Origin of the sequence: Pseudooctadecabacter sp., from assembly GCF_965657175.1 — a bacterium.
Taxonomy (GTDB): domain Bacteria; phylum Pseudomonadota; class Alphaproteobacteria; order Rhodobacterales; family Rhodobacteraceae; genus Octadecabacter.
Genome location: NZ_CBFHNH010000021.1, coordinates 1 through 18,953 on the forward strand (window position 1 = coordinate 1; position 18,953 = coordinate 18,953).

Annotated in this window: 22 protein-coding genes, 1 tRNA gene and 1 pseudogene; 5 read left to right on the top strand and 19 right to left on the bottom strand. The window is 60.3% G+C overall.

Annotated elements, in window-relative coordinates; translation table 11 throughout:
• Window positions 1-188: 188 nt before the first annotated feature.
• From ACTG36_RS14275 to ACTG36_RS14285, 3 genes are all read right to left on the bottom strand, one after another.
• The gene (locus ACTG36_RS14275; RefSeq protein ID WP_439142700.1) at window positions 189-1,658 is read right to left on the bottom strand and encodes a carboxypeptidase M32; all 1,470 of its coding nucleotides are present in this window, start codon (window positions 1,656-1,658) and stop codon (window positions 189-191) included.
• A gap of 3 nt (window positions 1,659-1,661) precedes the next feature.
• Complete coding sequence (ctaA, locus tag ACTG36_RS14280) at window positions 1,662-2,810, bottom strand: heme A synthase (RefSeq protein ID WP_375281320.1); 1,149 nt, start codon at window positions 2,808-2,810, stop codon at window positions 1,662-1,664.
• Window positions 2,811-3,035: 225 nt separating this feature from the next.
• Window positions 3,036-3,779: an RNA methyltransferase gene (locus tag ACTG36_RS14285; RefSeq protein ID WP_375281321.1), complete on the bottom strand. Its 744-nt coding sequence runs from the start codon at window positions 3,777-3,779 to the stop codon at window positions 3,036-3,038.
• Window positions 3,780-3,874: 95 nt separating this feature from the next.
• On the opposite strand from ACTG36_RS14285, the gene ACTG36_RS14290 reads away from it, so the two are divergent.
• Window positions 3,875-4,513, top strand: coding sequence for a thiamine phosphate synthase (locus ACTG36_RS14290; protein WP_375281322.1), 639 nt, complete (start codon window positions 3,875-3,877; stop codon window positions 4,511-4,513).
• On the opposite strand, the gene ACTG36_RS14295 is transcribed toward ACTG36_RS14290, so the two are convergent.
• The 3 genes from ACTG36_RS14295 to ACTG36_RS14305 all read right to left on the bottom strand — a co-directional run bounded on the left by ACTG36_RS14295 (window position 4,510) and on the right by ACTG36_RS14305 (window position 6,339).
• Window positions 4,510-5,334 (bottom strand): lysophospholipid acyltransferase family protein, encoded by an 825-nt coding sequence (locus ACTG36_RS14295; RefSeq protein WP_375281323.1) that lies wholly within the window; start codon window positions 5,332-5,334, stop codon window positions 4,510-4,512. The two genes, ACTG36_RS14290 and ACTG36_RS14295, sit on opposite strands and share 4 nt — an antisense overlap.
• Window positions 5,331-6,095, bottom strand: a complete 765-nt coding sequence (locus ACTG36_RS14300; RefSeq protein WP_375281324.1) for a GNAT family N-acetyltransferase — start codon at window positions 6,093-6,095, stop codon at window positions 5,331-5,333. The genes ACTG36_RS14295 and ACTG36_RS14300 overlap by 4 nt, the downstream gene beginning before the upstream one ends.
• A gap of 67 nt (window positions 6,096-6,162) precedes the next feature.
• Complete coding sequence (locus tag ACTG36_RS14305) at window positions 6,163-6,339, bottom strand: DUF3553 domain-containing protein (protein ID WP_375281325.1); 177 nt, start codon at window positions 6,337-6,339, stop codon at window positions 6,163-6,165.
• Between the two features lie 224 nt (window positions 6,340-6,563).
• On the opposite strand from ACTG36_RS14305, the pseudogene ACTG36_RS14310 reads away from it, so the two are divergent.
• A pseudogene (locus tag ACTG36_RS14310) lies at window positions 6,564-6,943 on the top strand (histidine phosphotransferase family protein).
• 17 nt (window positions 6,944-6,960) lie between these two features.
• Here the strand turns inward: ACTG36_RS14310 and ACTG36_RS14315 are convergent.
• The 8 genes from ACTG36_RS14315 to ACTG36_RS14350 all read right to left on the bottom strand — a co-directional run bounded on the left by ACTG36_RS14315 (window position 6,961) and on the right by ACTG36_RS14350 (window position 13,207).
• Window positions 6,961-8,226, bottom strand: a complete 1,266-nt coding sequence (locus ACTG36_RS14315) for a glutamate-5-semialdehyde dehydrogenase (RefSeq protein ID WP_375281327.1) — start codon at window positions 8,224-8,226, stop codon at window positions 6,961-6,963.
• The gene (proB, locus tag ACTG36_RS14320) at window positions 8,227-9,330 is read right to left on the bottom strand and encodes a glutamate 5-kinase (RefSeq protein ID WP_375281328.1); all 1,104 of its coding nucleotides are present in this window, start codon (window positions 9,328-9,330) and stop codon (window positions 8,227-8,229) included.
• Window positions 9,318-10,361 (bottom strand): GTPase ObgE, encoded by a 1,044-nt coding sequence (gene obgE, locus ACTG36_RS14325; protein ID WP_375281329.1) that lies wholly within the window; start codon window positions 10,359-10,361, stop codon window positions 9,318-9,320. Before obgE ends, proB begins: the two co-directional genes overlap by 13 nt.
• A 54-nt stretch (window positions 10,362-10,415) precedes the next feature.
• Window positions 10,416-10,964: a GNAT family N-acetyltransferase gene (locus ACTG36_RS14330; protein WP_296420524.1), complete on the bottom strand. Its 549-nt coding sequence runs from the start codon at window positions 10,962-10,964 to the stop codon at window positions 10,416-10,418.
• The gene (locus tag ACTG36_RS14335) at window positions 10,961-11,566 is read right to left on the bottom strand and encodes a LysE family translocator (RefSeq protein WP_375281330.1); all 606 of its coding nucleotides are present in this window, start codon (window positions 11,564-11,566) and stop codon (window positions 10,961-10,963) included. The genes ACTG36_RS14330 and ACTG36_RS14335 overlap by 4 nt, the downstream gene beginning before the upstream one ends.
• Window positions 11,563-12,111, bottom strand: a complete 549-nt coding sequence (locus ACTG36_RS14340) for a GNAT family N-acetyltransferase (RefSeq protein ID WP_375281331.1) — start codon at window positions 12,109-12,111, stop codon at window positions 11,563-11,565. The genes ACTG36_RS14335 and ACTG36_RS14340 overlap by 4 nt, the downstream gene beginning before the upstream one ends.
• Window positions 12,112-12,199: 88 nt before the next feature.
• Window positions 12,200-12,469, bottom strand: coding sequence for a 50S ribosomal protein L27 (rpmA, locus tag ACTG36_RS14345; protein WP_296420519.1), 270 nt, complete (start codon window positions 12,467-12,469; stop codon window positions 12,200-12,202).
• A gap of 12 nt (window positions 12,470-12,481) precedes the next feature.
• A complete protein-coding gene (locus tag ACTG36_RS14350) occupies window positions 12,482-13,207 on the bottom strand; it encodes a 50S ribosomal protein L21 (RefSeq protein WP_375281332.1) in 726 nt (241 codons plus the stop codon).
• 184 nt (window positions 13,208-13,391) lie between these two features.
• On the opposite strand from ACTG36_RS14350, the gene ACTG36_RS14355 reads away from it, so the two are divergent.
• Window positions 13,392-13,745: a hypothetical protein gene (locus ACTG36_RS14355; RefSeq protein ID WP_375281333.1), complete on the top strand. Its 354-nt coding sequence runs from the start codon at window positions 13,392-13,394 to the stop codon at window positions 13,743-13,745.
• Between the two features lie 3 nt (window positions 13,746-13,748).
• Here ACTG36_RS14355 and ACTG36_RS14360 read toward each other — a convergent pair whose 3' ends face one another.
• The gene (locus ACTG36_RS14360; RefSeq protein WP_375281334.1) at window positions 13,749-14,576 is read right to left on the bottom strand and encodes a DUF2059 domain-containing protein; all 828 of its coding nucleotides are present in this window, start codon (window positions 14,574-14,576) and stop codon (window positions 13,749-13,751) included.
• 207 nt (window positions 14,577-14,783) lie between these two features.
• On the opposite strand from ACTG36_RS14360, the gene ACTG36_RS14365 reads away from it, so the two are divergent.
• Both ACTG36_RS14365 and ACTG36_RS14370 read left to right on the top strand, forming a co-directional pair.
• A tRNA-Ser gene (locus ACTG36_RS14365) sits at window positions 14,784-14,873 on the top strand.
• Window positions 14,874-15,060: 187 nt separating this feature from the next.
• The gene (locus tag ACTG36_RS14370) at window positions 15,061-15,255 is read left to right on the top strand and encodes a hypothetical protein (protein WP_375281335.1); all 195 of its coding nucleotides are present in this window, start codon (window positions 15,061-15,063) and stop codon (window positions 15,253-15,255) included.
• A gap of 4 nt (window positions 15,256-15,259) precedes the next feature.
• On the opposite strand, the gene ACTG36_RS14375 is transcribed toward ACTG36_RS14370, so the two are convergent.
• From ACTG36_RS14375 to ACTG36_RS14390, 4 genes are read right to left on the bottom strand one after another with little or no spacing between them, the layout of a single operon-like run.
• Window positions 15,260-15,589 carry a hypothetical protein gene (locus ACTG36_RS14375; protein ID WP_375281336.1) on the bottom strand — a complete coding sequence of 110 codons (330 nt, stop codon included), beginning with the start codon at window positions 15,587-15,589 and terminating at the stop codon, window positions 15,260-15,262.
• A complete protein-coding gene (glpK, locus tag ACTG36_RS14380; protein ID WP_439142708.1) occupies window positions 15,586-17,052 on the bottom strand; it encodes a glycerol kinase GlpK in 1,467 nt (488 codons plus the stop codon). The genes ACTG36_RS14375 and glpK overlap by 4 nt, the downstream gene beginning before the upstream one ends.
• On the bottom strand, window positions 17,049-17,804 hold the full coding sequence (locus ACTG36_RS14385) for an RlmE family RNA methyltransferase (RefSeq protein WP_375281338.1): 756 nt from the start codon (window positions 17,802-17,804) through the stop codon (window positions 17,049-17,051). The genes glpK and ACTG36_RS14385 overlap by 4 nt, the downstream gene beginning before the upstream one ends.
• Before the next feature lie 21 nt (window positions 17,805-17,825).
• Entirely contained in the window at window positions 17,826-18,950 is a 1,125-nt protein-coding gene (locus ACTG36_RS14390; RefSeq protein WP_375281339.1) for an ABC transporter ATP-binding protein, read from the bottom strand.
• Window positions 18,951-18,953 lie beyond the last annotated feature (3 nt).

Consider the following 18,953-nt stretch of genomic DNA (forward strand, 5'->3'; position numbering starts at 1 on the left):
CCCCAATAAAGCCCTCGTTTGGGGGCTGGCCCCCAATAAAGCCCTCGTTTGGGGGCTGGCCCCAACAAGGGTCCCGATCAAGATCGTGACAAAGTGCGACCGCGACAAAATCCACGTCGAGCAATCGCCAATCACCTCCCAACGCGCCGCGCAGCGGCGCGGGTCGGATGGGCGCAGCCCATTCGAAATTAAAGCCCGTAAATCCCGCGGAACTTCTCTTCGAGATATCCAAGCAACGGCGCCTCAGACGGGGCTTGCCCGCAGGCGCGTTCGATCACCTCACGTGGCGCATAAAGCCCCCCGTGCCGTTGCACGTTCTCGCGCAGCCAATCTGTCGCCGCTGTGGTGTCGCCTTGCGCCAACGCGCCATTCAAATCCGGCACCGCCGCGTGCATCGCCTCATTCAGACACCCCGCATAGACATTTCCCAAAGTGTAGGTGGGGAAATAACCAAACAGGCCAACCGACCAATGCACGTCCTGCAACACCCCGTTGCTGGCGCGATCCACAGGATAGCCAAAGTCAGCCTCGAACCTCTCGTTCCAAGCGGCCTCCAGATCATCGACTTCGATATCCCGCGCGATCAGGGCGCGCTCCAGATCAAAGCGCAGCAGCACATGCAGGTTGTATTGCACTTCATCGGCTTCGGTCCGGATAAATCCATTCTCGACCCGGTTCACGCAGGCGTAAAACGCCTCCTCATCGGCAATCCCGAAATCGCCGAAGGCATCGCGCATCTGACCATAAAGCCAGCCGGTGAAGGCGCGGCCCCGCCCGATCTGGTTTTCATAAATCCGGCTTTGGCTTTCGTGCACACCCATGGACACGCCCTGCCCCAAAGGCGTCAGCAAATACCGCCGGTCCACGCCCTGTTCGTAGGCCGCATGGCCGACCTCATGGATGGTCGAATAGATACAGTTGAACGGGTCATCTTCGGATGTGCGCGTGGTGATCCGCACGTCCAACCCCGACCCGCTTGAAAACGGATGCACGGCCTTATCGACGCGGCCCATGGACATGTCGTAGCCAAAGGCCTTGGCGATCTGGCGCGCCAATTTCATCTGCGCGCCCTCATCGAAGCGGCCTTGCAAGGCGGGCGGTGCAGGCGCATCCAGAACTGCGGCACGCAGTGCCACCAGGCGTGGACGCAGCGCGTCAAACATGGCCGACAGTTCTACGGCGGTGGCGCCTGGTTCGTAATCGTCCAGCATGGCGTCATAGACATCGCCACCGGCGGACAGGGCGGCTCCCTCTTCACGCTTCAGCGACACGACCTCACGCAGGACCGGTGCGAAGGCTGCGAAATCATCTGCCTCACGGGCCGCAGCCCAAGCGCCCTGCGCCTCAGACGTCATCCGCGCGATCTCAGAGGCGAGCTTGGCCGGCACCTTGCTGGCCCGCTCATAGGACCTGCGGATTTCACGCAATTGCGCGACTTCGACCTCGCCCGATGTTTCCGCGGCCGCCAGCCAGTCCGCCACCCGTGGGTCCGTGCGGCGCGCATGCAGCACGCCCTCCATGGCGGCCATTTCTGCGCCGCGCTGGGGGGCCGCATCGCGCGGCATCATCGTCTCCTGATCCCAGCCCAAACGGCCCGCCACCTGCGCCAAAGCCTGCGTTTCGCGCTGAAACGCCATCAAATCATCATAAGCCGCCATGTCTTATCCCCTTATGGATTGAGCCAGCGGATACCGCGCCAAATACCGCGCCCGCAAAATCGCGATCCAAAGCAGGACCGCCGTAAACTGGTGCACAATCGCGATCTGCACCGGTGCTGAATACAAAACCGTCACGATCCCGATGACCATCTGCACAAACATCAACGCCAACATGACATTGAACGCAAACCGCGTCTGCAGATTGGGCTGACGTCGCGCCCGCCACCACACGAAAACGGCAAAGCCCATTAAGAGATAACCAGATGTGCGATGCACAAATTGCACCAGCCCTGCGTCCTCAAAGAAATTGCGCCAGAGCGGGGTCAACTGAAACGGATCAGGCGGAAAGAACGACGCCCCCGTGCCCGATGTCATCAACGGCCAGTTCGGGAAATTGCGCCCCGCATCAATGCCCGCGACCAGCGCACCCAGCAGGATTTGCACCAAGGCAAAGCCCACCAAAACACCCGCCAACCGGAACAGCCCCGCGTCCCCCGCACGGCGTGCCTGCATCAAATCCGCCTCGCGGCGGCCGAGCAAAAACACGTACCATGCGATGAACCCGAGGATGACAAAGGCCAACCCTAGATGGGTGGCCAACCGGTAGGACGCCACATCCAGCATCCCCTCGCGCAGGCCAGAACTGACCATCCACCACCCGATGGCGCCTTGAAGCCCGCCAAGGGCTCCCAGAAACACCAACCGCCCCGTCCAGCCCACGGGGATCTGACGGCGCAGCAGGAAATACCCAAAGCCCAAAGCCCATACCAGACCGATGACACGGCCCAACTGCCGGTGCCCCCATTCCCACCAATAGATCACCTTGAACTCGGCCATAGACATCCCGCTGTTTTGCTCGATGTATTCGGGGATCAGCTTATAGGCGGCAAATTCGGCCTCCCATTGGGCAGCGTTGAGGGGCGGTACAGACCCCGACAAAGGCGCCCATTCGGTGATCGACAACCCTGAATCCGTCAACCGTGTCAGACCGCCCACGGTGATCATCACCACCACTAGCGCAAACAACATCATCAACCAAATCCGGATCGCCCCGCGCGCGCCCTTGGATTTCGCATCAATCCCACCGGGGGCGGCGACGGGCTTTTGCGTTTCAGTGACCTCTTCGAAAATACTGCGCGGCTTGGTCGCCATTTGTGATCCTCACTTACTGTCTTGTGCGCAACCTATGCCTGACCATCCCCTTGGGCAAGCGGGACCGGTCCGCGCCGCCAAAGCGCCGCACCCCCTCTTCATCTGGCCCGAAAAACTCCCGCCGGAGGCTCCAACAAAAAACCCAAAGAACCACCACCCGACCCGCCGCGCAGCGGCGCCCCCCCCCGCCATACGTCCGGGCCCGATCGCCAGATCGTCAGATCGTCACTCGTCCGATTTTCCACGCAACAACTGACGGAGCATCCCGTGCAACATCTGCACATCCGCGCGGGTCATCGGCATGCGCGCCCACAGATTGCGCAGGTTGATCTTCATGCTCTCGGCCTTGTGGTCGGGATAAAAGAACCCCGCTTCTTCAAGCCGGTCTTCATAATGACGGGCCAGCGCTTCGATATCGCGGTGCTCGGCCACGTCGGTGCGTTGGCCCTGTACCACCACGTCCTCCACCGCCTCAGAAGCGCGGCGCCATTCATACCCCACCAGCAGCACACATTGCGCAAGGTTCAAGGATGGAAAGTCCGAGTTCACGGGCACGGTGATGATCGCCTGCGCATGGGCGATATCGGCGTTTTCCATGCCGGATCGTTCCGGCCCGAACATCACGGCGACCTTTTCGCCCCGTGCGACCCGCTGGGCGGCATCGCGCATGGCGGCCTCGGGGGAAAAGACGGGCTTGGTCAACTCACGCGGGCGCGCTGTTGTGGCATAGACATAAGTCCGGTCCGCCAGCCCTGTGGCCACGTTTGGGGCCACCTCGGCCTCATCCAGAAGACGTCCGGCACCGGACGCCATGGCCACCGCAGACGGGTTCGGCCAGCCATCACGCGGGGCCACGATCCGCATCCGGTCCAGCCCGAAATTCCACATGGCCCGCGCCGCCGCCCCGATGTTTTCGCCCATCTGCGGGCGGATCAGCACAAAGGCAGGCTGGGATCGGTCGGTGGGCATGAAGTGTCTCCTTGAAATCTGACGCCCCCTTAGCAGCCCCCTATTCAAAGGGCAATTTCGGCGCTATAGGCAGCCCAAAGACGAAGGATGACACCATGACTGACGATGCCAACACCCCCGATCATCCCCAGATCTACCTGATGACCCCGCCGGATTTCGAACTCAGCAGCTTTCCCGACCAATTGGCCGCCTGTCTGGACGCGACCGAAGTCGCCTGCGTCCGGCTGAGCCTTGCCACCAAGGATGAAGACCGCATCGCGCGCGCCGCTGACGCGCTGCGCATGGTCACCCATGACCGCGATGTGGCGCTGGTGATGGACACCCATATGTTGCTGGTGGAACGGCTGGGCCTTGACGGGGTGCACCTGACGGATGCGGCGCGCTCGGTCAAAAAGGTCCGCAAGGATCTGGGCGAGGATGCGATTGTCGGCGCCTTCTGCCATAACTCGCGCCATGACGGGATGACCGCGGGGGAACTTGGGGCCGATTACGTCTCCTTCGGTCCTGTGGGTCAATCGCCTTTGGGCGACGGTCGTCAGGCCGAATTGGAGCTGTTCCAGTGGTGGTCCATGATGATCGAAGTGCCCGTCGTGGCCGAAGGCGTGCTGGATGAGACGCTGATCCGTCAGATTGCGCCACACACGGATTTCTTTGGTCTGGGCGAAGAGATTTGGTCCACGGATGCACCTGCCGACACTCTCAAAACCCTCACTGCGGCGATGATGAAAGCCTAGGCCGCCGTTTGGCTGGCATGGCCTGCGCGCACCTGCGCTTCAAGATGGGCGGCGAGCGTCTTGCGACTGGCGAAATCGGTCACCCGCACGGGCGGATGATAGACCACGGTCACCGACCCTTGCGGGGATTGCGCCAAGGTGGCCAACAAATGGGTCGCGAAATCCATGTCGCCCCACCAGCCATAGTGGCGCACATCTGCTCCCTTGGGCGCTGTGTAGATGACCGACACCGCTTGGATCGACAGATCCTCGCGCAGCGCGTCGTCAAAGAAGGCCGCGAACAACGTGGGCTTGAACGCCAGCACCTGTTGGCCATCGGTGCTGGTGCCTTCAGGGAAAAACAACAGCTTATGCCCATGCCCCAGACGCGTGCGAAAGACATCGACCTGTTTGACCGCCTCGCGCCTGTCACGCGCGATAAACACCGTGCCTGTGGCGCGGGCCAACCACCCGATGCCTGGCCAATTGGCGACTTCCGCCTTGGACACAAAATAAATCCGCTTCGCAGCATTAAGCGCGAAAATATCAAGCCATGACGAATGGTTCGCCACCACAGCCCCTGCCCCGATCATCGGCTGACCCACGCGGCGATATTTAATGCCCATCAACACAAACGCCGATCGGCAGACAAACTGGGTAATATAGGGCGTCACAGGGCGACCCTGCCCAAACAAGGGCCTTTCGATCAGCCGCACCAACAGCAGCAGGATCAAACAGCCAAAGGTCAGCGTGGCGGTCGCGGCCCCGCGCACGACCACCCGCAGCCAGCCCAGTCCTGTGACCTTATGGCTTGGCGGCAAATCTTCAGACGTCCAAGTCATCGCGCACCTGCGTAGATCGACCGCTGCCGCGCTGTCATGGTGTCGGTGTCCAGCACCAGACAGACATCGGTCGTGTTAAAGGCGTGATCCACATAAACCCCCTGCCCCACGCGCCCGCCCAGACGCAAATATGCCTTGATCAGGCTTGGCACCTGCTTCAGCGCGGCGATCTTGTCGATCTCATCCACCTGTGGCACCACGTCCGCCCCCTTGGTGGTCACCCGCAAAGGCGCAGGCGCCAGATGATCGCGCATCAACACCGTCAGCGGTGCGGCCAAGGCCTCCAAATCCGTGCCGTGAAAACTGGCCACGCCAAACAGAACCTCCACCCTGCGGGCCTGAATTTCTGCGGCCAAGGCCTGCCAGATGTGAAACATCCCCGGACCGCCGCGATAGTCGCGGTGCAGGCACGTCCGGCCCAGTTCCAACACCGACCTGCCTGAGGATTTGAGCACGCCAAGATCAAATTCATCTTCGGAATAAAACTGGCCTGCTTGCGCGGCCTGTCCCTGATCCAACAGCCGATACACGCCCACGACCTGATCGTCAGACGGCCGTGCATGATCGATCAGGATCAACTGATCGGACACCGCATCAAACCGGTCGATTTCGCGCCGTGCGGCGTGATCCACCATGGGGCCGTCTGCGCCCAATTCGGCTACAAAAACCTCATACCGGAGGTGTTCAGCAGCCCGCCCTTCTTGCGGGGTTTGGGCCAAACGGGCCTCAAACACAGGGGTATGGCGCAACGTATCTTTCATCACGCGCAATAATAGTTCGCGGCCACTTGAATGTTAACCATACCGGCCATAGACTCCGAATTGTACTTCATGAGAGTGACACAACCGTCAGCGGAACGCGATGTTCATCAATGACAACCTTGCCCGCATTTTGAAAGTTAACGGTGACCTTGCCGCCCACTGACGATTGAACTTGACCCAAGCCCCAATCGTCCCGCTGCGGATGCTTTACGATCATCCCTGGTTCGAACAACGATTGCTGCATTATGAACGGAGCCTCCTTTGCCCAACCTCAACGCCCTCATAGGTTCGCGCATCTGTCATGACCTAATTAACCCTTTGGGCGCAATCAGCAATGGATTTGAGCTGTTGTCCATGTCCGGTGCGGTCCAAGGCCCCGAGATGGAGCTTGTCAGCGACAGCGTGGAAAACGCCACAGCGCGGGTGAAATTCCTGCGCATGGCCTTTGGCGCGGCCTCCCCCGATCAGATGGTGTCGCGGTCCGAAATCCTATCGACGCTACAATCTATCGCCCATTGCGGACGGCTGAGTTATTCGTGGAATGTGCCCAGTGACAGCCGCCGGATCGAAGCGCGTGTGGCCTTGTTGTCCATGATGTGTATCGAAACCGCGCTTCCGGTGGGGGGGACATTGAAATCAGCCACGACGGGGCCCGCTGGACAGTTTATTCGCAGCACGAGCGTTTGAACCTGAACCCCGATCTATGGGCCCCGTTGAGCAAGAACATCTGCCCAGAAGAGCTTACCGCCGCACAGGTTCACTTTGGTCTGCTGCCCGAAATGTCCGCCGAAGCACAGCGGACATTGACGTTAAGCCACGGCACAGATTGGGTGAAGATCACCTTCTAGGCCGTTGAAAACGCAAATTAACTGCGCGTCGCGCCATTCCCTTCGACGAGGTACTTGAAGCTGGTCAGCTGGGCGGCCCCCACAGGGCCACGCGCGTGCATTTTGCCTGTGGCAATGCCGATTTCACCGCCCATCCCAAATTCACCGCCATCCGCAAACTGGGTGGAGGCGTTGTGCATCAAAATGGCGCTGTCCAACCGATTGAAGAAGGATTGCACCGCCGCAGGGTCTTCGCTGATGATCGCGTCGGTGTGGTTGGACCCATATGTGCGGATGTGGTCAACCGCCTCGTCCAGCCCGTCGACCAACTTCACGGCAATAATCATATCAAGGAATTCGCGCCCGAAATCATCGGCTGCGGCCTCAACCGTGCCATCAACCTCAAGCAGTTTTCCTGTGGTGCGAACCTCAACCCCTTTATCAAGAAGCGCTTGCACCAGATGGGGCCCGTGTTCGGTGTAATACTGCCAGTCAATCAGTAGACATTCCATCGCGCCGCAAATCCCCGTGCGACGGGTTTTTGCATTGATGACAATGGCTTCCGCCATGTCCTTCACAGCGGTTTTGCCCACGTAGATGTGACAAATCCCTTCCAGATGGGCAAAGACCGGCACACGTGCTTCGCGCTGCACCAGCCCCACAAGACCCTTGCCGCCTCGGGGCACGATCACGTCAATCGTGTCCGTCATGGTCAACATTTCCTGTACCGCCACGCGGTCGCGGGTCGGCACAAGCTGTACGGCATCCTCAGGCAGGCCAGCCTCGCGCAGGCCTTGTTGCAGGCAGGCATGGATTGCACGGCTGGAATGAAAGCTCTCCGATCCGCCGCGCAAGATCACGGCGTTCCCTGCCTTCAGGCACAGCGCACCGGCATCCGCCGTCACATTGGGGCGGCTTTCGTAGATCACACCAATGACACCCAAGGGCGTGCGGACACGGCGAATGTTCAGCCCCGTGGGCTGGGTCCATTCATCCATGACAGCGCCCACGGGATCGGGCTGTTCGGCCACCGCGCGCAGGGCGTCGACGATGCCGCGAATCCGGGCTTCGTCCAGCATCAGACGGTCCATCATCGCAGCTGACAGGCCCTTTTCTTCCCCGAAAACAAGGTCTTCGGCGTTGGCATCAATAATGGCCTGACGGTTTTTCCAGACCGCCTCTGCCGCACCGATCAGGGCGGCATGTTTGCGTTCTGCGCTGGCTTCGGCCAACTGAGCACTGGCGGCTTTGGCGCGCGCGCCGATGTCGGCCATCAAGGCGGGGATGTTGTCGAGGTCTTTCATCTAGATCACCATGTCGTCGCGATGGATAAATACGTTGCGCCCTTCATAGCCCAAGGCTTGGGCAATGTCTTGGCTGCGTTTGCCTTTGACGGCCTGCGCCTCAGCCGCGTCATAGCGCGTGAGGCCGACGCCCAGCTGTGCGCCATCCGCGCCCACAATCGCCACAGCGTCGCCGCGCCTAAAATCACCGGACACCGCCGTGATCCCGATGGGCAGCAGGGATTTGCCCTGACCAAGTGCGCGTTGCGCGCCAGCGTCAACCGTCACCCGTCCATGGGGCTTCATCGCCGCGATCCAGCGTTTGCGCGCGGCCTGTGGGTTGGTTTGTGCGGTGAACCACGTGCAACGACCACCGTCCTCCAGCGTTTTCAAAGGGTTCAGATGCGTTCCTAAGGTGATCGCCATGGAACAGCCCGCATCGGTCGCAAGTTTGGCCGCCATGATTTTGGTCTTCATTCCGCCCTTGGACAGGCCCGATCCGGCATCGCCTGCCTGCGCCTCAATCTCTGGCGTAATTTCACGCACGATATCATAGTGTTGCGCGGCAGAGTTCACCTGCGGATTGTCCGTATAAAGCCCGTCCACATCCGACAGCAACACCAGACAATCGGCCCCGACCGTCACGGCCACTTGGGCGGCCAGCCGGTCGTTGTCGCCATAGCGGATTTCGTCCGTGGCCACGGTGTCGTTTTCATTGACGATGGGCGTCACACCCAGCGACACCAGCGTTTCCATCGTCGCGCGGGAGTTCAGATACCGCCGCCGGTCTTCGCTGTCTTCCAAGGTCACCAGCACCTGTGCGGTTGTGATCCCGTGGGGGGCCAGCGCCTCTTCATAGGCGCGGGCAAGGCGGATTTGCCCCACCGCGGCGGAGGCCTGCGCCTGTTCCAGCGGCAATTCCCCATCCGGCAGCCCCAAGACACCGCGCCCCAAAGCGATGGACCCCGACGACACCAAAATCACATCCGTCCCACGGGCACGCAACGCGGCCACGTCGGCGGCCAGTGACGTGAGCCACGCAGACCGCAGGCCCACGCCCACCTCAACCAGCAGGGCCGATCCGATTTTCACAACAAGGCGTTTGGCGTCGGTTAAGGTTGCCACGGGGCGGCCTCCTCACCCTCCTCGGCCCTCTTCTGGCGCAATTTATCTTCCGCGATCTCAGCCTTCAGGGCGCGCAAGACCTCGACCGTGCCTTCGCCCGTGGCACCCGACATCTGCATCACATCCACACCGGTGCCTGCCTTGATCTCATCCACGATGAACTGCCGTTCTTCGTCGTCCAGCGTGTCGACCTTGTTCAACACCGTCACGCGCGGCTTGTCGGCCAGCGGGCCGTCGTAATTCTCAAGCTCACCAATGATGGTTTTATAGTCGCCCACCGGATCGCCGGAGGTCCCGTCAATCAGGTGCAACAGCACCGAACACCGTTCGACGTGGCCCAGAAACAAATCGCCAAGGCCTTTGCCCTCGGACGCGCCTTCGATCAGGCCGGGGATGTCGGCGATCACAAATTCGGACCCGTCCACGCCCACAACGCCCAGGTTGGGCACCAGCGTGGTGAACGGATAATCCGCGATCTTGGGCCGCGCGTTTGATGTGGCGGCCAGAAAGGTGGATTTGCCCGCATTGGGCAGACCCAGCAGACCCGCATCCGCGATCAGTTTCAGACGCAGCCAGATGGTGCGTTCGATGCCGTCCTGACCGGGGTTTGCCCGACGCGGCGCTTGGTTCGTGGCCGACTTGAAATGCAGGTTGCCCCAGCCGCCGTTACCGCCCTTGGCCAGCACCACGCGCTGGCCGGTTTCAGCCAGATCGACCAGCACCGTTTCCTGATCTTCGTCCATGATCTCGGTCCCCGTTGGGACCTTCAGGACGATGTCATCACCATCCGCGCCGGTGCGCTGCTGGCCTTTGCCCGCCTCACCGTTTTTGGCGAAAAAGTGCTGCTGGTAGCGGAAATCGATCAACGTGTTGAGGTTATCGACCGCCTCAACAATCACATCGCCGCCCTTGCCGCCGTCGCCCCCATTGGGGCCGCCGTATTCGATATATTTCTCACGTCGGAACGAAATGCACCCGCCCCCGCCGCTGCCGGAGCGGATGTAGACTTTGCACAGGTCGAGGAATTTCATCGGTTCGGTCTTTCTAAGGGTTCAGTCCCGCGATACGCGAAAGCGGCGCGCGCCTCAAGCGGTGCCCATCTTGCGCACATAGGTCCACGTTGGGATGACGGCGTTGCGCGCCACGTTAAAGGTTTCGGCATCCCCCAGATAGGCGAAACCGGCGTTGGTCAGGATCCGCGCAGAGCGCGGGTTGTCCTGAAAAACCTCGGCATAGATATCGCAGGCGCCTTGCGGATTGGCAGCCAGCGCCGCCTGCACGGCCTCAGAGGCGATGCCCGCGTTCCAGAAAGCCGGAGCCACCCAATAGCGGATTTCGGACTGGTTGCGATCCAGACGGTTCATTTTCATGACGCCCATGACCTCAGCATGGCCGGTGGCGGATCCGTCCATGGCCCAGAAATCCTCAGACCGGTCGTCCGCATTGGCCCGCGCGATCATGTTTGTCACGTAATCGGGCGGCAAAGGATGGGGGATTTGGCGGGTCATTTCAGCCACGCGCAAATCGCCCAAATACATGCCCAAAAGGCCCGCATCAGACGCCTTCAGCGGGCGCAGGATAAATCTGTCGGCTGCAATAACGGCTTGGCCGGTGACGGTGGTTTCCGCGTTCATGACGCTCCTCCTGCGAACAATGCATAGATCACCGAGGCCACGGTCAGGGCCGCCAGTGTCCACATCAAATACTTTTCCCCCGGCTTTCCGGCCAAACCCGCCGCGATCGTCTGACCCGCAAAGGTCCAGATCGGATGCAGCAGAATTTGCAGTCCCAAAAGACAGATGGCGATCGTTGCCGTGGCCTGCAAGGGGGGCGTGCCAGCGGTCACGTAGACCGTGAAGCCGGTTGTGATCATGCCCCAGGCCTTGGGGTTCAGGGGGTGCACAATTAGGCCCGCCAGAAATCCGGGCGGCGTGTCAGCGCCGTCGCCCACCTTTAACGTCATGCCCGCCACACGGTAGGCCAGATACAGGATATAGGCCACGGACACCCATTTCAGAACCTCAAACACCAGCGGATAATCGTCCTGAATGGCCATCAAACCCAGCCCCAGCGGCCAGATGATCAACTGTTTGCCAAGGGCCACACCGGCCACAAAGGGCAGCGCACGGCGCAGACCAAAGCGCGCGCCGGTCGTCAGCAGCACCATATTCGCAGGCCCCGGCGTGCCCACTTGGGAGGCCGCGAAGGTCAGAAAGGGCAGGATTGCGACGCTCATCCGCACCACTCCCGCGCCAAAATCCCCATGATGATATCGTCCTGCCAGCGTCCGCCGACTTGGGCGTTTTCACGCAAGCGGCCTTCTTCGACGAAGCCCAGCTTGCGGTAGCACGCGATGGCGCGGGCATTGTCATCAAGGACACGCAAGGACACGCGGTGCAGCCCGAGGGTCGTAAACGCATGGGTCAGGATCAGCCCGATGGCCGCAGCGCCGATGCCTTGGCCCAACTTGTCCTCATCCAGCAGCCCCACGGCCATGATGGCCCGTTTGTCGGTGTCATCAAATGAATGCAGGAAGATAACGCCGGTCAGCGCGCCATCGTGATCAATGGCAAAGGCATGGTCCTTGGCGATATGGGCCGCGACCCACGCTTCGGCATCGCTTTGCGTGTAGGGGCCCATTTCGGATGCATCGACACCATATCCGCGCAGGATTTCAGCCGACCGGCCGAGGGCCAGCCGCGCGGTCGCGTCGGCCTCTTGTACCGCACGCAGCTGCACGGCGCCGTCCTGCAGAACGGGGGGTGTGAGTGTCTTGGTCATCCTACCCCTCCTCCTGAAGGCTGCGGATACGAAAAAGGGGGCCGGTTTGCACCGACCCCCTTTCAAATTTGAAAACCTTGAGGTTCGGTTACTCGGCGGCCTCGGCCACCGGGGTCACGGAAATAAAGGTGCGGCCCTTGAAGCCCTTGCGGAAGGACACGGCGCCTTCGACGGTTGCAAAGATCGTGTGATCCTTGCCTTCGCCGACGCCCTCACCTGGCCACCACTTGTTGCCACGCTGACGTGCAATGATGTTGCCAGGGATCACGGCTTCGCCGCCGAACTTTTTGATGCCAAGGCGGCGACCAGCGGAGTCGCGACCGTTACGGGATGAACCGCCTGCTTTTTTATGTGCCATTGGTAAGTCTCCTTATTCGCTGGCGAATTCAGCGGCTTGCTTCAGCCACTCATCGCGGTCGATACGACCTTTGAAATTCAGTTTGTCGTCCATAGCAGCAACGTCCTCTGGGGTCCATGCTGCGATCTGGGCGAAGGTTGTGACGCCAAGGTCGTGCAGTTTCCCGACGATAACGGGGCCAACGCCGCTGATGCGTGTCAGATCGTCTGCGCCATCGGCCTTAGCGGCTTTCTTGGGGGCAGCTTTCTTGGCTTCAGCCTTGGGTGCGGCTTTTTTCTCAGCCGCAGGCTTTGCAGCCTTCTTGGGCTGGGACGCACGTTCAGCAGCAGCAGCCGCTTTCTTGGACGTCGGAGCACCCTTGCCAGCAGCAGCTGCCGCAGCGGACACAAAACCAGCACCGGCAACAGCGGCCATAACGCCGGACTTGCCTGCACCCTTTTCAAGGATGTCGGTGATCCGGACCAGCGTCAGTTGCTGACGGTGGCCTTTGGTGCGCTTGGAGGAGTGCTTCCGGCGACGTTTGACGAAGTTGATCGTCTTTTCGCCTTTGATCTGATCGATGACTTCGGCCTGAACGCCAGCATCTTCCACGAGGGGCGCGCCCACCGTATTGCCAACCATCAGAACATCGTTGAATTGGATTTTATCGCCTGCTTCAGCAGCAATCTTTTCGACACGCAGAACGTCACCAGAGGCGACTCGGTACTGCTTGCCACCGGTTTTGAGAACCGCAAACATATCGTTTTCCTTTTCCATCGCGTCTCTGGGGTCCCTTGTTTCCAAGGTGTTCATCGCATCTGCGACCCGTGGACAGCGCGCCCGTCTGGGGCGAGTTTTCGCTTACATCCGAACAAGTTCCTTGCTCGGATGGCGGCTTATCTGGCCAAATCCCCTGCAAGTCAACCCATTGCAAGGCAATCACATGCGCAAAACCGCCCTTCTTTTCCTGATCCTTTTGCCGGCCTGTACGTCACAGCCAAATCACCTTGGCAATCCGTTGCTTTGGCCGGTGAATGCGATGTCAAACGCCTTCGGCAATGCCAATTATGCCAGCCTCCGCGGCAAGGTTGAGGTTTTCGTCAAAACCAATCACCCCGCCCTTATGGCAGATCTGCGTGCCGGTGGCGGCCCTGCCCTGACACAGGCCTTCGACATCGCCCAAACCCCGCAGCCCGTGCGCGCACCGCATACCTTGCAAATGCAATCCGATCTGGCGCTGTATGAAACCAACATCGCCGCCCTGATCACGGCGATCATGGTGGTCGCTGATCCTTAAGTCCTAAAGATCCTGTGACGTCATCTCCGTGGCAGCCGCGCGCCCCAAAGACCGGCTGATGCCGTTGAACAGACGTTCAAAGCTGACAAACATGGCGCGGTTGATGTCTTCACCGGCTTCTGTTTCCGAAAACGCGATATAGGCCTGCAAATCCGCCTCATCCAACGGCGCATAGGCCAAGAGCAGGAACGAATGGATCCACTGGGAGGTGTTGTCGCGAATTTCGCCCTCTTGCCCCCAGACATCTGTCAAAATCTGCTCTTCGGTCAACGCGCCCCCAAAGGCGTTGCCGTCCACCAATCCGCCATAAAACGCGAGGTTGGAATTCAGCGATGCGGCCACATTCGTCTCAATCAGGTTGTTCACCTCAACAAATTCCTCAACCAGCATCATGCGCGGGTCATCGCTGGCCATGGCGGCGGCGGCGGCATCCTCGCTGGCCTCTTCCACGGCCTCATCCAGAAACGCGCGGCGGGCCGACACCTCAAGCCCGACGATCTTTTGCCCCTGTTCCGATCCAAAAAACGCGATGATCGGGGCGAGGTCGGCGTCTGACAGGCTGATTTCGAAATCCTCACGCACAACGCCGGTCATCACGTCATAGTCGTAAATGCGTTCCACCGTGGCACCCCAATCGGCGCTGGGTTCGCCGGCAAACAGGTCTTGGCCAATAGTGTCGCCGTAAGACAGACCCTCTTCGCGCATGATCTCGATAATATCGGGCAACATCAGCAGATCGAAAAGGATATCCGTTTCACTGTCTTGCGCCTGCGCGGGTCCAACAAGGCCTGCGACAAGACCACAGGCAACGATCATGGGGCGAAGAAACATCTTTGGCGTCCTTTATTCTGCTCACCTATATGAATAGGGTGCGCGGCCCCTCTTTCCAAGGGCCAGCACCCCGGCCTGACGCATATGTCATAAAAGGCGTTAAGCCTCTCTGAATTCTGCGGCGGGCATTGTTATCCTCTTGCACGCCCCCGCCCTCACCAGTAAACCCGCGCCGATCACAAACGGGTGCTGCGCGCCCATAGGTGCGGAGAGGTGCCGGAGTGGTCGAACGGGGCGGTCTCGAAAACCGTTGTGGGTGCAAGCCCACCCAGGGTTCGAATCCCTGTCTCTCCGCCAGTGACCTTGCCCTAAATGATACCGTCTCCCCGCAGGCCATAGGCCTGTCGGCCGCCCCCCGCCCGCTGCAAGCGCCGATCGCAGATCGTCCCGCAGTCGCAACAAAACCCTGACCTTGCCCCATTCCCGCCACCAATCGCGTCAACAATCCCATCAACACAGACGTATTGGTAACGGAGTATGAACAATGCATTTCACCAGCAACTCAGCGACCGTCGTGTCAGAGGTCCGCACGTTTGTCATGAACGAACGCGCCACCTGCCTGTCCGACCGTGAATGGAAATTCCGCCTGCGCGGCTATGGATATGATGTGCGCCACACGGATGCGGGCCACGTGGTGTCTACCCTGCCCCATGGCGTGGATGTCTGCACGCTGGACTGATCCCTCAGGGTGATCCGCAGGCCTCGGCCCGGATCACGTCAATGGCGGGCAAAGGCACCGTTTCAGGTGACACGACGCCCCCTTGGGCGACCCATCTTGAAAATTCAGGGCTTTCGCAGTCCACGGACAGCACGCCGTAAAAGTCGCCCGACTTTCCGTCGCCGCGCACAAACACCAAGACGCCTGCATTGGGATCAGCCCCGATCACAGCGCCCGACCACCATTGTTTATAGACGCCACCCAAGGGTTCTTCGTAGAGCAGCCCCAACTCTTGCGCCGTGACTTGGCCTGCGCACAGGCCCATCACCACGGCTGCGATGCGCGCGCGGATCATGCGCTGCGCGTCCGTGAAATTGCGTCTGTCCAACCTGCATACCGCCGGTCTTTGTCGGCCTCCGCCATCTTTGGCGTGAACTGCCGGTCCAGCGCCCAGGTGGCCGCGAATTCGGCCTGCGCGGGGTACACCCCAGCGCGCATGCCGGCCAGCCAAGCGGCCCCCAGCGCCGTGGTTTCCAGCACTTTGGGGCGGTCCACCGGCGCGCCGATGATATCGCTGAGGAACTGCATCGCCCAGTCAGAGGCGGACATGCCGCCGTCCACGCGCAAGGTGGCCTCTTCGCCGCCGGACCAGTCCGCGTGCATGGCTTCCAACAAATCGCGGGTCTGGAAGCCCACGCTTTCCAGCGCCGCACGGGCGAACTCCTCAGGTCCTGCGTTGCGGGTCAGACCAAAGATCGCCCCGCGCGCCTCGGCGTCCCAATAGGGCGCGCCAAGGCCGGTGAAGGCGGGCACCAGATAAAGCTCCACCGACGGATCGGCCTTTTCGGCCAGCGGATGGGTGTCGGCGGCTTTGGCGATGATCCCCAGCCCGTCGCGCAGCCATTGCACCACCGCACCGGCAATAAAGATCGATCCTTCAAGGGCATACGTCGTCTTGCCGTCCAACTGATAGGCAATCGTGCCGAGCAGACGGTTCTGCGACGTCACCAGTTCATCGCCCGTGTTCAGCAGCGCAAAACAGCCTGTGCCGTAGGTGGATTTCAACATGCCCGGTTCAAAACAGGCCTGCCCGATGGTCGCGGCTTGTTGGTCACCTGCGACGCCCAAAATCGGCAACTCAGGCCCAAACATATCCGTCGTGCCGAAGTCTGCGGCACAATCCAGTACCTCGGGCAACATGGACATGGGGATGCCGAAGCGGTCGCAGATGGTGCTGCTCCACCGGCCTTCACGGATGTCATAAAGCATCGTGCGCGCGGCGTTGGTGGCGTCTGTCACGTGGCGTTTACCGCCCGTCATGCGCCAGATCAGAAAACTGTCCACGGTGCCAAAGGCCAACTGACCCGCGTCCGCCTTTTCTTTCGCGCCTTCAACGGTTTGCAGGATATACCTCACCTTGGTGGCGCTGAAATACGGGTCGGCCAACAGGCCGGTTTTGGCGGTAATCGTCTCCTCAAACCCTTCGGCCTTCAGCTCTTCACAAAAAGCGGCAGTACGGCGGTCCTGCCAGACGATGGCGTTGTGGATGGGTTTGCCTGTTTCACGGTCCCAGACGATGGTGGTTTCGCGCTGGTTGGTGATGCCGATGGCGGCGATGTCATCGGCCTTGGCCACGACATCTCGGCAGACGGCGACAACGCTGTCCCAGATTTCTTCGACGTCATGTTCGACCCAGCCGGATTGCGGATAAATCTGACGGAACTCTTGCTGGGCCACATGCCCCACGGCCATTTTGTCATCAAACAGGATCGCACGGCTGCTGGTCGTGCCTTGGTCAATTGCCAAAATGTGGGTCATGCGTCGTCCTCTGTCTTGCCGCGATAGCCTGTGGCCACCACGAATTTTTCCGAACTGTCCGACCGCGAACTGGGCGGTTTGACGTTCAGCACCTTGTTGAATTTCTGTTTGAGGATTTTCTGCAAATCCCCCTCGGCCCCGCCCGCCAGAACCTTGGCGATGAACGTCCCGCCGTCTTCCAGAACGTCGAAGGCAAAGTAAGCCGCAGCCTCACACAGGGCGATGATGCGCAGGTGGTCCGTCTGTTTGTGACCAGAGGCCGAGGCCGCCATGTCGGACATCACAATATCAGCCTTGCCGCCCAGCCAGTCTTTGACCTTCAGGTCGGCGTCGTCTTCCATGAAATCCAGCTGATGCAGCGTGGCGCCTGCAATCGGCTCCATCTCTTGCAGATCGACGCCAAGGATCGTGCCCACGGGCTTGCCCACTTTTTCGCCCAAAGCATTGATGCGCGGCACGGCGACCTGACACCACCCGCCGGGGGCAGCCCCTAGATCAACGACCCGTTTTCCGGGCGTGAAGAAATTGAATTTCTCGTTGAGTTCCAGAATCTTATAGGCCGCACGTCCGCGATATCCATCGGCCTTGGCCCGTTGAACATAGGGATCATTCAACTGACGTTGCAGCCACTTCGTGGACGACATTTTGCGCCCACGGGCGGTTTTTACTTTGACCGTCAGGTCGCGTTGGCCGCGCCCTGATGAGTTTTTGCCCGCCCGCGATTTGGGCCCTGAGGAAGGTTTTTTTACCATACCCCCCGATTACCCGCCGCCTTAGCGGTAGTAAAGCGACTTGCCGTTGGCAAAAAGATGCACCTTGGCTGGGTCCGCCGTCAGCTGTGCCGCCTGCCCACGCATGGATTTGTGGATACCGGGCATTTTGGCGATGACCGCGTTGGTGTCCTCGTCCGATTTCGGGGTTTCGAAGTAAAGCAACGTGACCTCGCCCAAGGCTTCCGCGATCTCAACCCTGCCGGCGAAGGCATAGTCAGGCCCGTCCGCCGCGACGAAATCTTCGGGCCGGATGCCCACATTGACGCGCATGCCTTTGTCGGCGGCCTGGGTTTTGATGTTGGAATAGGTGATGCCCGCGCCATCATCGATTTTAACGCCCGTACGGTCACCGGTTTCCACGATTTCACCGGGCATCAGGTTCATCGCAGGCGATCCGATGAACCGCGCGACGAATTCGTTTTCAGGCGTCTCATAGAGTTCCAACGGCGTGCCGACCTGCGCGATGGAATGGCTGTAGCCGTTGTCTTTCAACGCATCGAGGACAACGATCCGCGTGGCCAGTGTCATCGCCTCAACCTGATCGTGGGTCACGTAGATCATGGTGCTGTCGGGCATGGATTCCTTGAGTTGGGCAATCTCAATCCGCGTCGCGACCCGCAGGGCGGCATCCAAGTTGGACAGCGGTTCGTCGAACAAATAGACCTTGGGGTCGCGTACAATCGACCGGCCAATGGCGACCCGCTGGCGTTGTCCGCCTGACAGCGCCTTGGGCAGGCGATCCAGATATTCCTCAAGCTGGAGGATCTTGGCCGCTTTCTCAATCGCGGCGTCAATCTCAGCCTTTGGTTTCTTGGCAAGCTTCATGGCGAACGACATGTTATCGCGCACGGTCATATGCGGATAAAGCGCGTAGGATTGGAACACCATGGCGATGCCGCGCTGTGCGGGGGGGACGTTGTTGACGACTTGCCCGTCGATTTTCAACTCACCGCCGGAGATGCTTTCCAGACCGGCAATCATCCGCAGCAAAGTGGATTTGCCGCAGCCGGAGGGGCCGACAAAGACGATCAATTCACCCTGTTTGATGTCCAGATTGATGTCTTTGAGCACTTCAACCGTGCCGCCATATGTCTTTGCGACATCCGTAAGTTTAAGATCCGCCATCGT

What these genes read in the sequence shown, in the direction of transcription:
- ACTG36_RS14295 (WP_375281323.1), bottom strand. Translation starts at nt 5,334, where the DNA reads ATGACTTGGACGTCTGAAGATTTGCCGCCAAGCCATAAGGTCACAGGA.
- ACTG36_RS14390 (WP_375281339.1), bottom strand. Translation starts at nt 18,950, where the DNA reads ATGGCGGATCTTAAACTTACGGATGTCGCAAAGACATATGGCGGCACG.
- rpmA (WP_296420519.1), bottom strand. Translation starts at nt 12,469, where the DNA reads ATGGCACATAAAAAAGCAGGCGGTTCATCCCGTAACGGTCGCGACTCC.
- ACTG36_RS14350 (WP_375281332.1), bottom strand. Translation starts at nt 13,207, where the DNA reads ATGTTTGCGGTTCTCAAAACCGGTGGCAAGCAGTACCGAGTCGCCTCT.
- ACTG36_RS14340 (WP_375281331.1), bottom strand. Translation starts at nt 12,111, where the DNA reads ATGACCAAGACACTCACACCCCCCGTTCTGCAGGACGGCGCCGTGCAG.
- ctaA (WP_375281320.1), bottom strand. Translation starts at nt 2,810, where the DNA reads ATGGCGACCAAGCCGCGCAGTATTTTCGAAGAGGTCACTGAAACGCAA.
- ACTG36_RS14315 (WP_375281327.1), bottom strand. Translation starts at nt 8,226, where the DNA reads ATGAAAGACCTCGACAACATCCCCGCCTTGATGGCCGACATCGGCGCG.
- ACTG36_RS14330 (WP_296420524.1), bottom strand. Translation starts at nt 10,964, where the DNA reads ATGAACGCGGAAACCACCGTCACCGGCCAAGCCGTTATTGCAGCCGAC.
- ACTG36_RS14285 (WP_375281321.1), bottom strand. Translation starts at nt 3,779, where the DNA reads ATGCCCACCGACCGATCCCAGCCTGCCTTTGTGCTGATCCGCCCGCAG.
- ACTG36_RS14360 (WP_375281334.1), bottom strand. Translation starts at nt 14,576, where the DNA reads ATGTTTCTTCGCCCCATGATCGTTGCCTGTGGTCTTGTCGCAGGCCTT.
- ACTG36_RS14275 (WP_439142700.1), bottom strand. Translation starts at nt 1,658, where the DNA reads ATGGCGGCTTATGATGATTTGATGGCGTTTCAGCGCGAAACGCAGGCT.
- ACTG36_RS14375 (WP_375281336.1), bottom strand. Translation starts at nt 15,589, where the DNA reads ATGATCCGCGCGCGCATCGCAGCCGTGGTGATGGGCCTGTGCGCAGGC.
- ACTG36_RS14305 (WP_375281325.1), bottom strand. Translation starts at nt 6,339, where the DNA reads ATGCAGCAATCGTTGTTCGAACCAGGGATGATCGTAAAGCATCCGCAG.
- ACTG36_RS14335 (WP_375281330.1), bottom strand. Translation starts at nt 11,566, where the DNA reads ATGAGCGTCGCAATCCTGCCCTTTCTGACCTTCGCGGCCTCCCAAGTG.
- ACTG36_RS14355 (WP_375281333.1), top strand. Translation starts at nt 13,392, where the DNA reads ATGCGCAAAACCGCCCTTCTTTTCCTGATCCTTTTGCCGGCCTGTACG.
- obgE (WP_375281329.1), bottom strand. Translation starts at nt 10,361, where the DNA reads ATGAAATTCCTCGACCTGTGCAAAGTCTACATCCGCTCCGGCAGCGGC.
- ACTG36_RS14385 (WP_375281338.1), bottom strand. Translation starts at nt 17,804, where the DNA reads ATGGTAAAAAAACCTTCCTCAGGGCCCAAATCGCGGGCGGGCAAAAAC.
- ACTG36_RS14300 (WP_375281324.1), bottom strand. Translation starts at nt 6,095, where the DNA reads ATGAAAGATACGTTGCGCCATACCCCTGTGTTTGAGGCCCGTTTGGCC.
- ACTG36_RS14370 (WP_375281335.1), top strand. Translation starts at nt 15,061, where the DNA reads ATGCATTTCACCAGCAACTCAGCGACCGTCGTGTCAGAGGTCCGCACG.
- glpK (WP_439142708.1), bottom strand. Translation starts at nt 17,052, where the DNA reads ATGACCCACATTTTGGCAATTGACCAAGGCACGACCAGCAGCCGTGCG.
- ACTG36_RS14290 (WP_375281322.1), top strand. Translation starts at nt 3,875, where the DNA reads ATGACTGACGATGCCAACACCCCCGATCATCCCCAGATCTACCTGATG.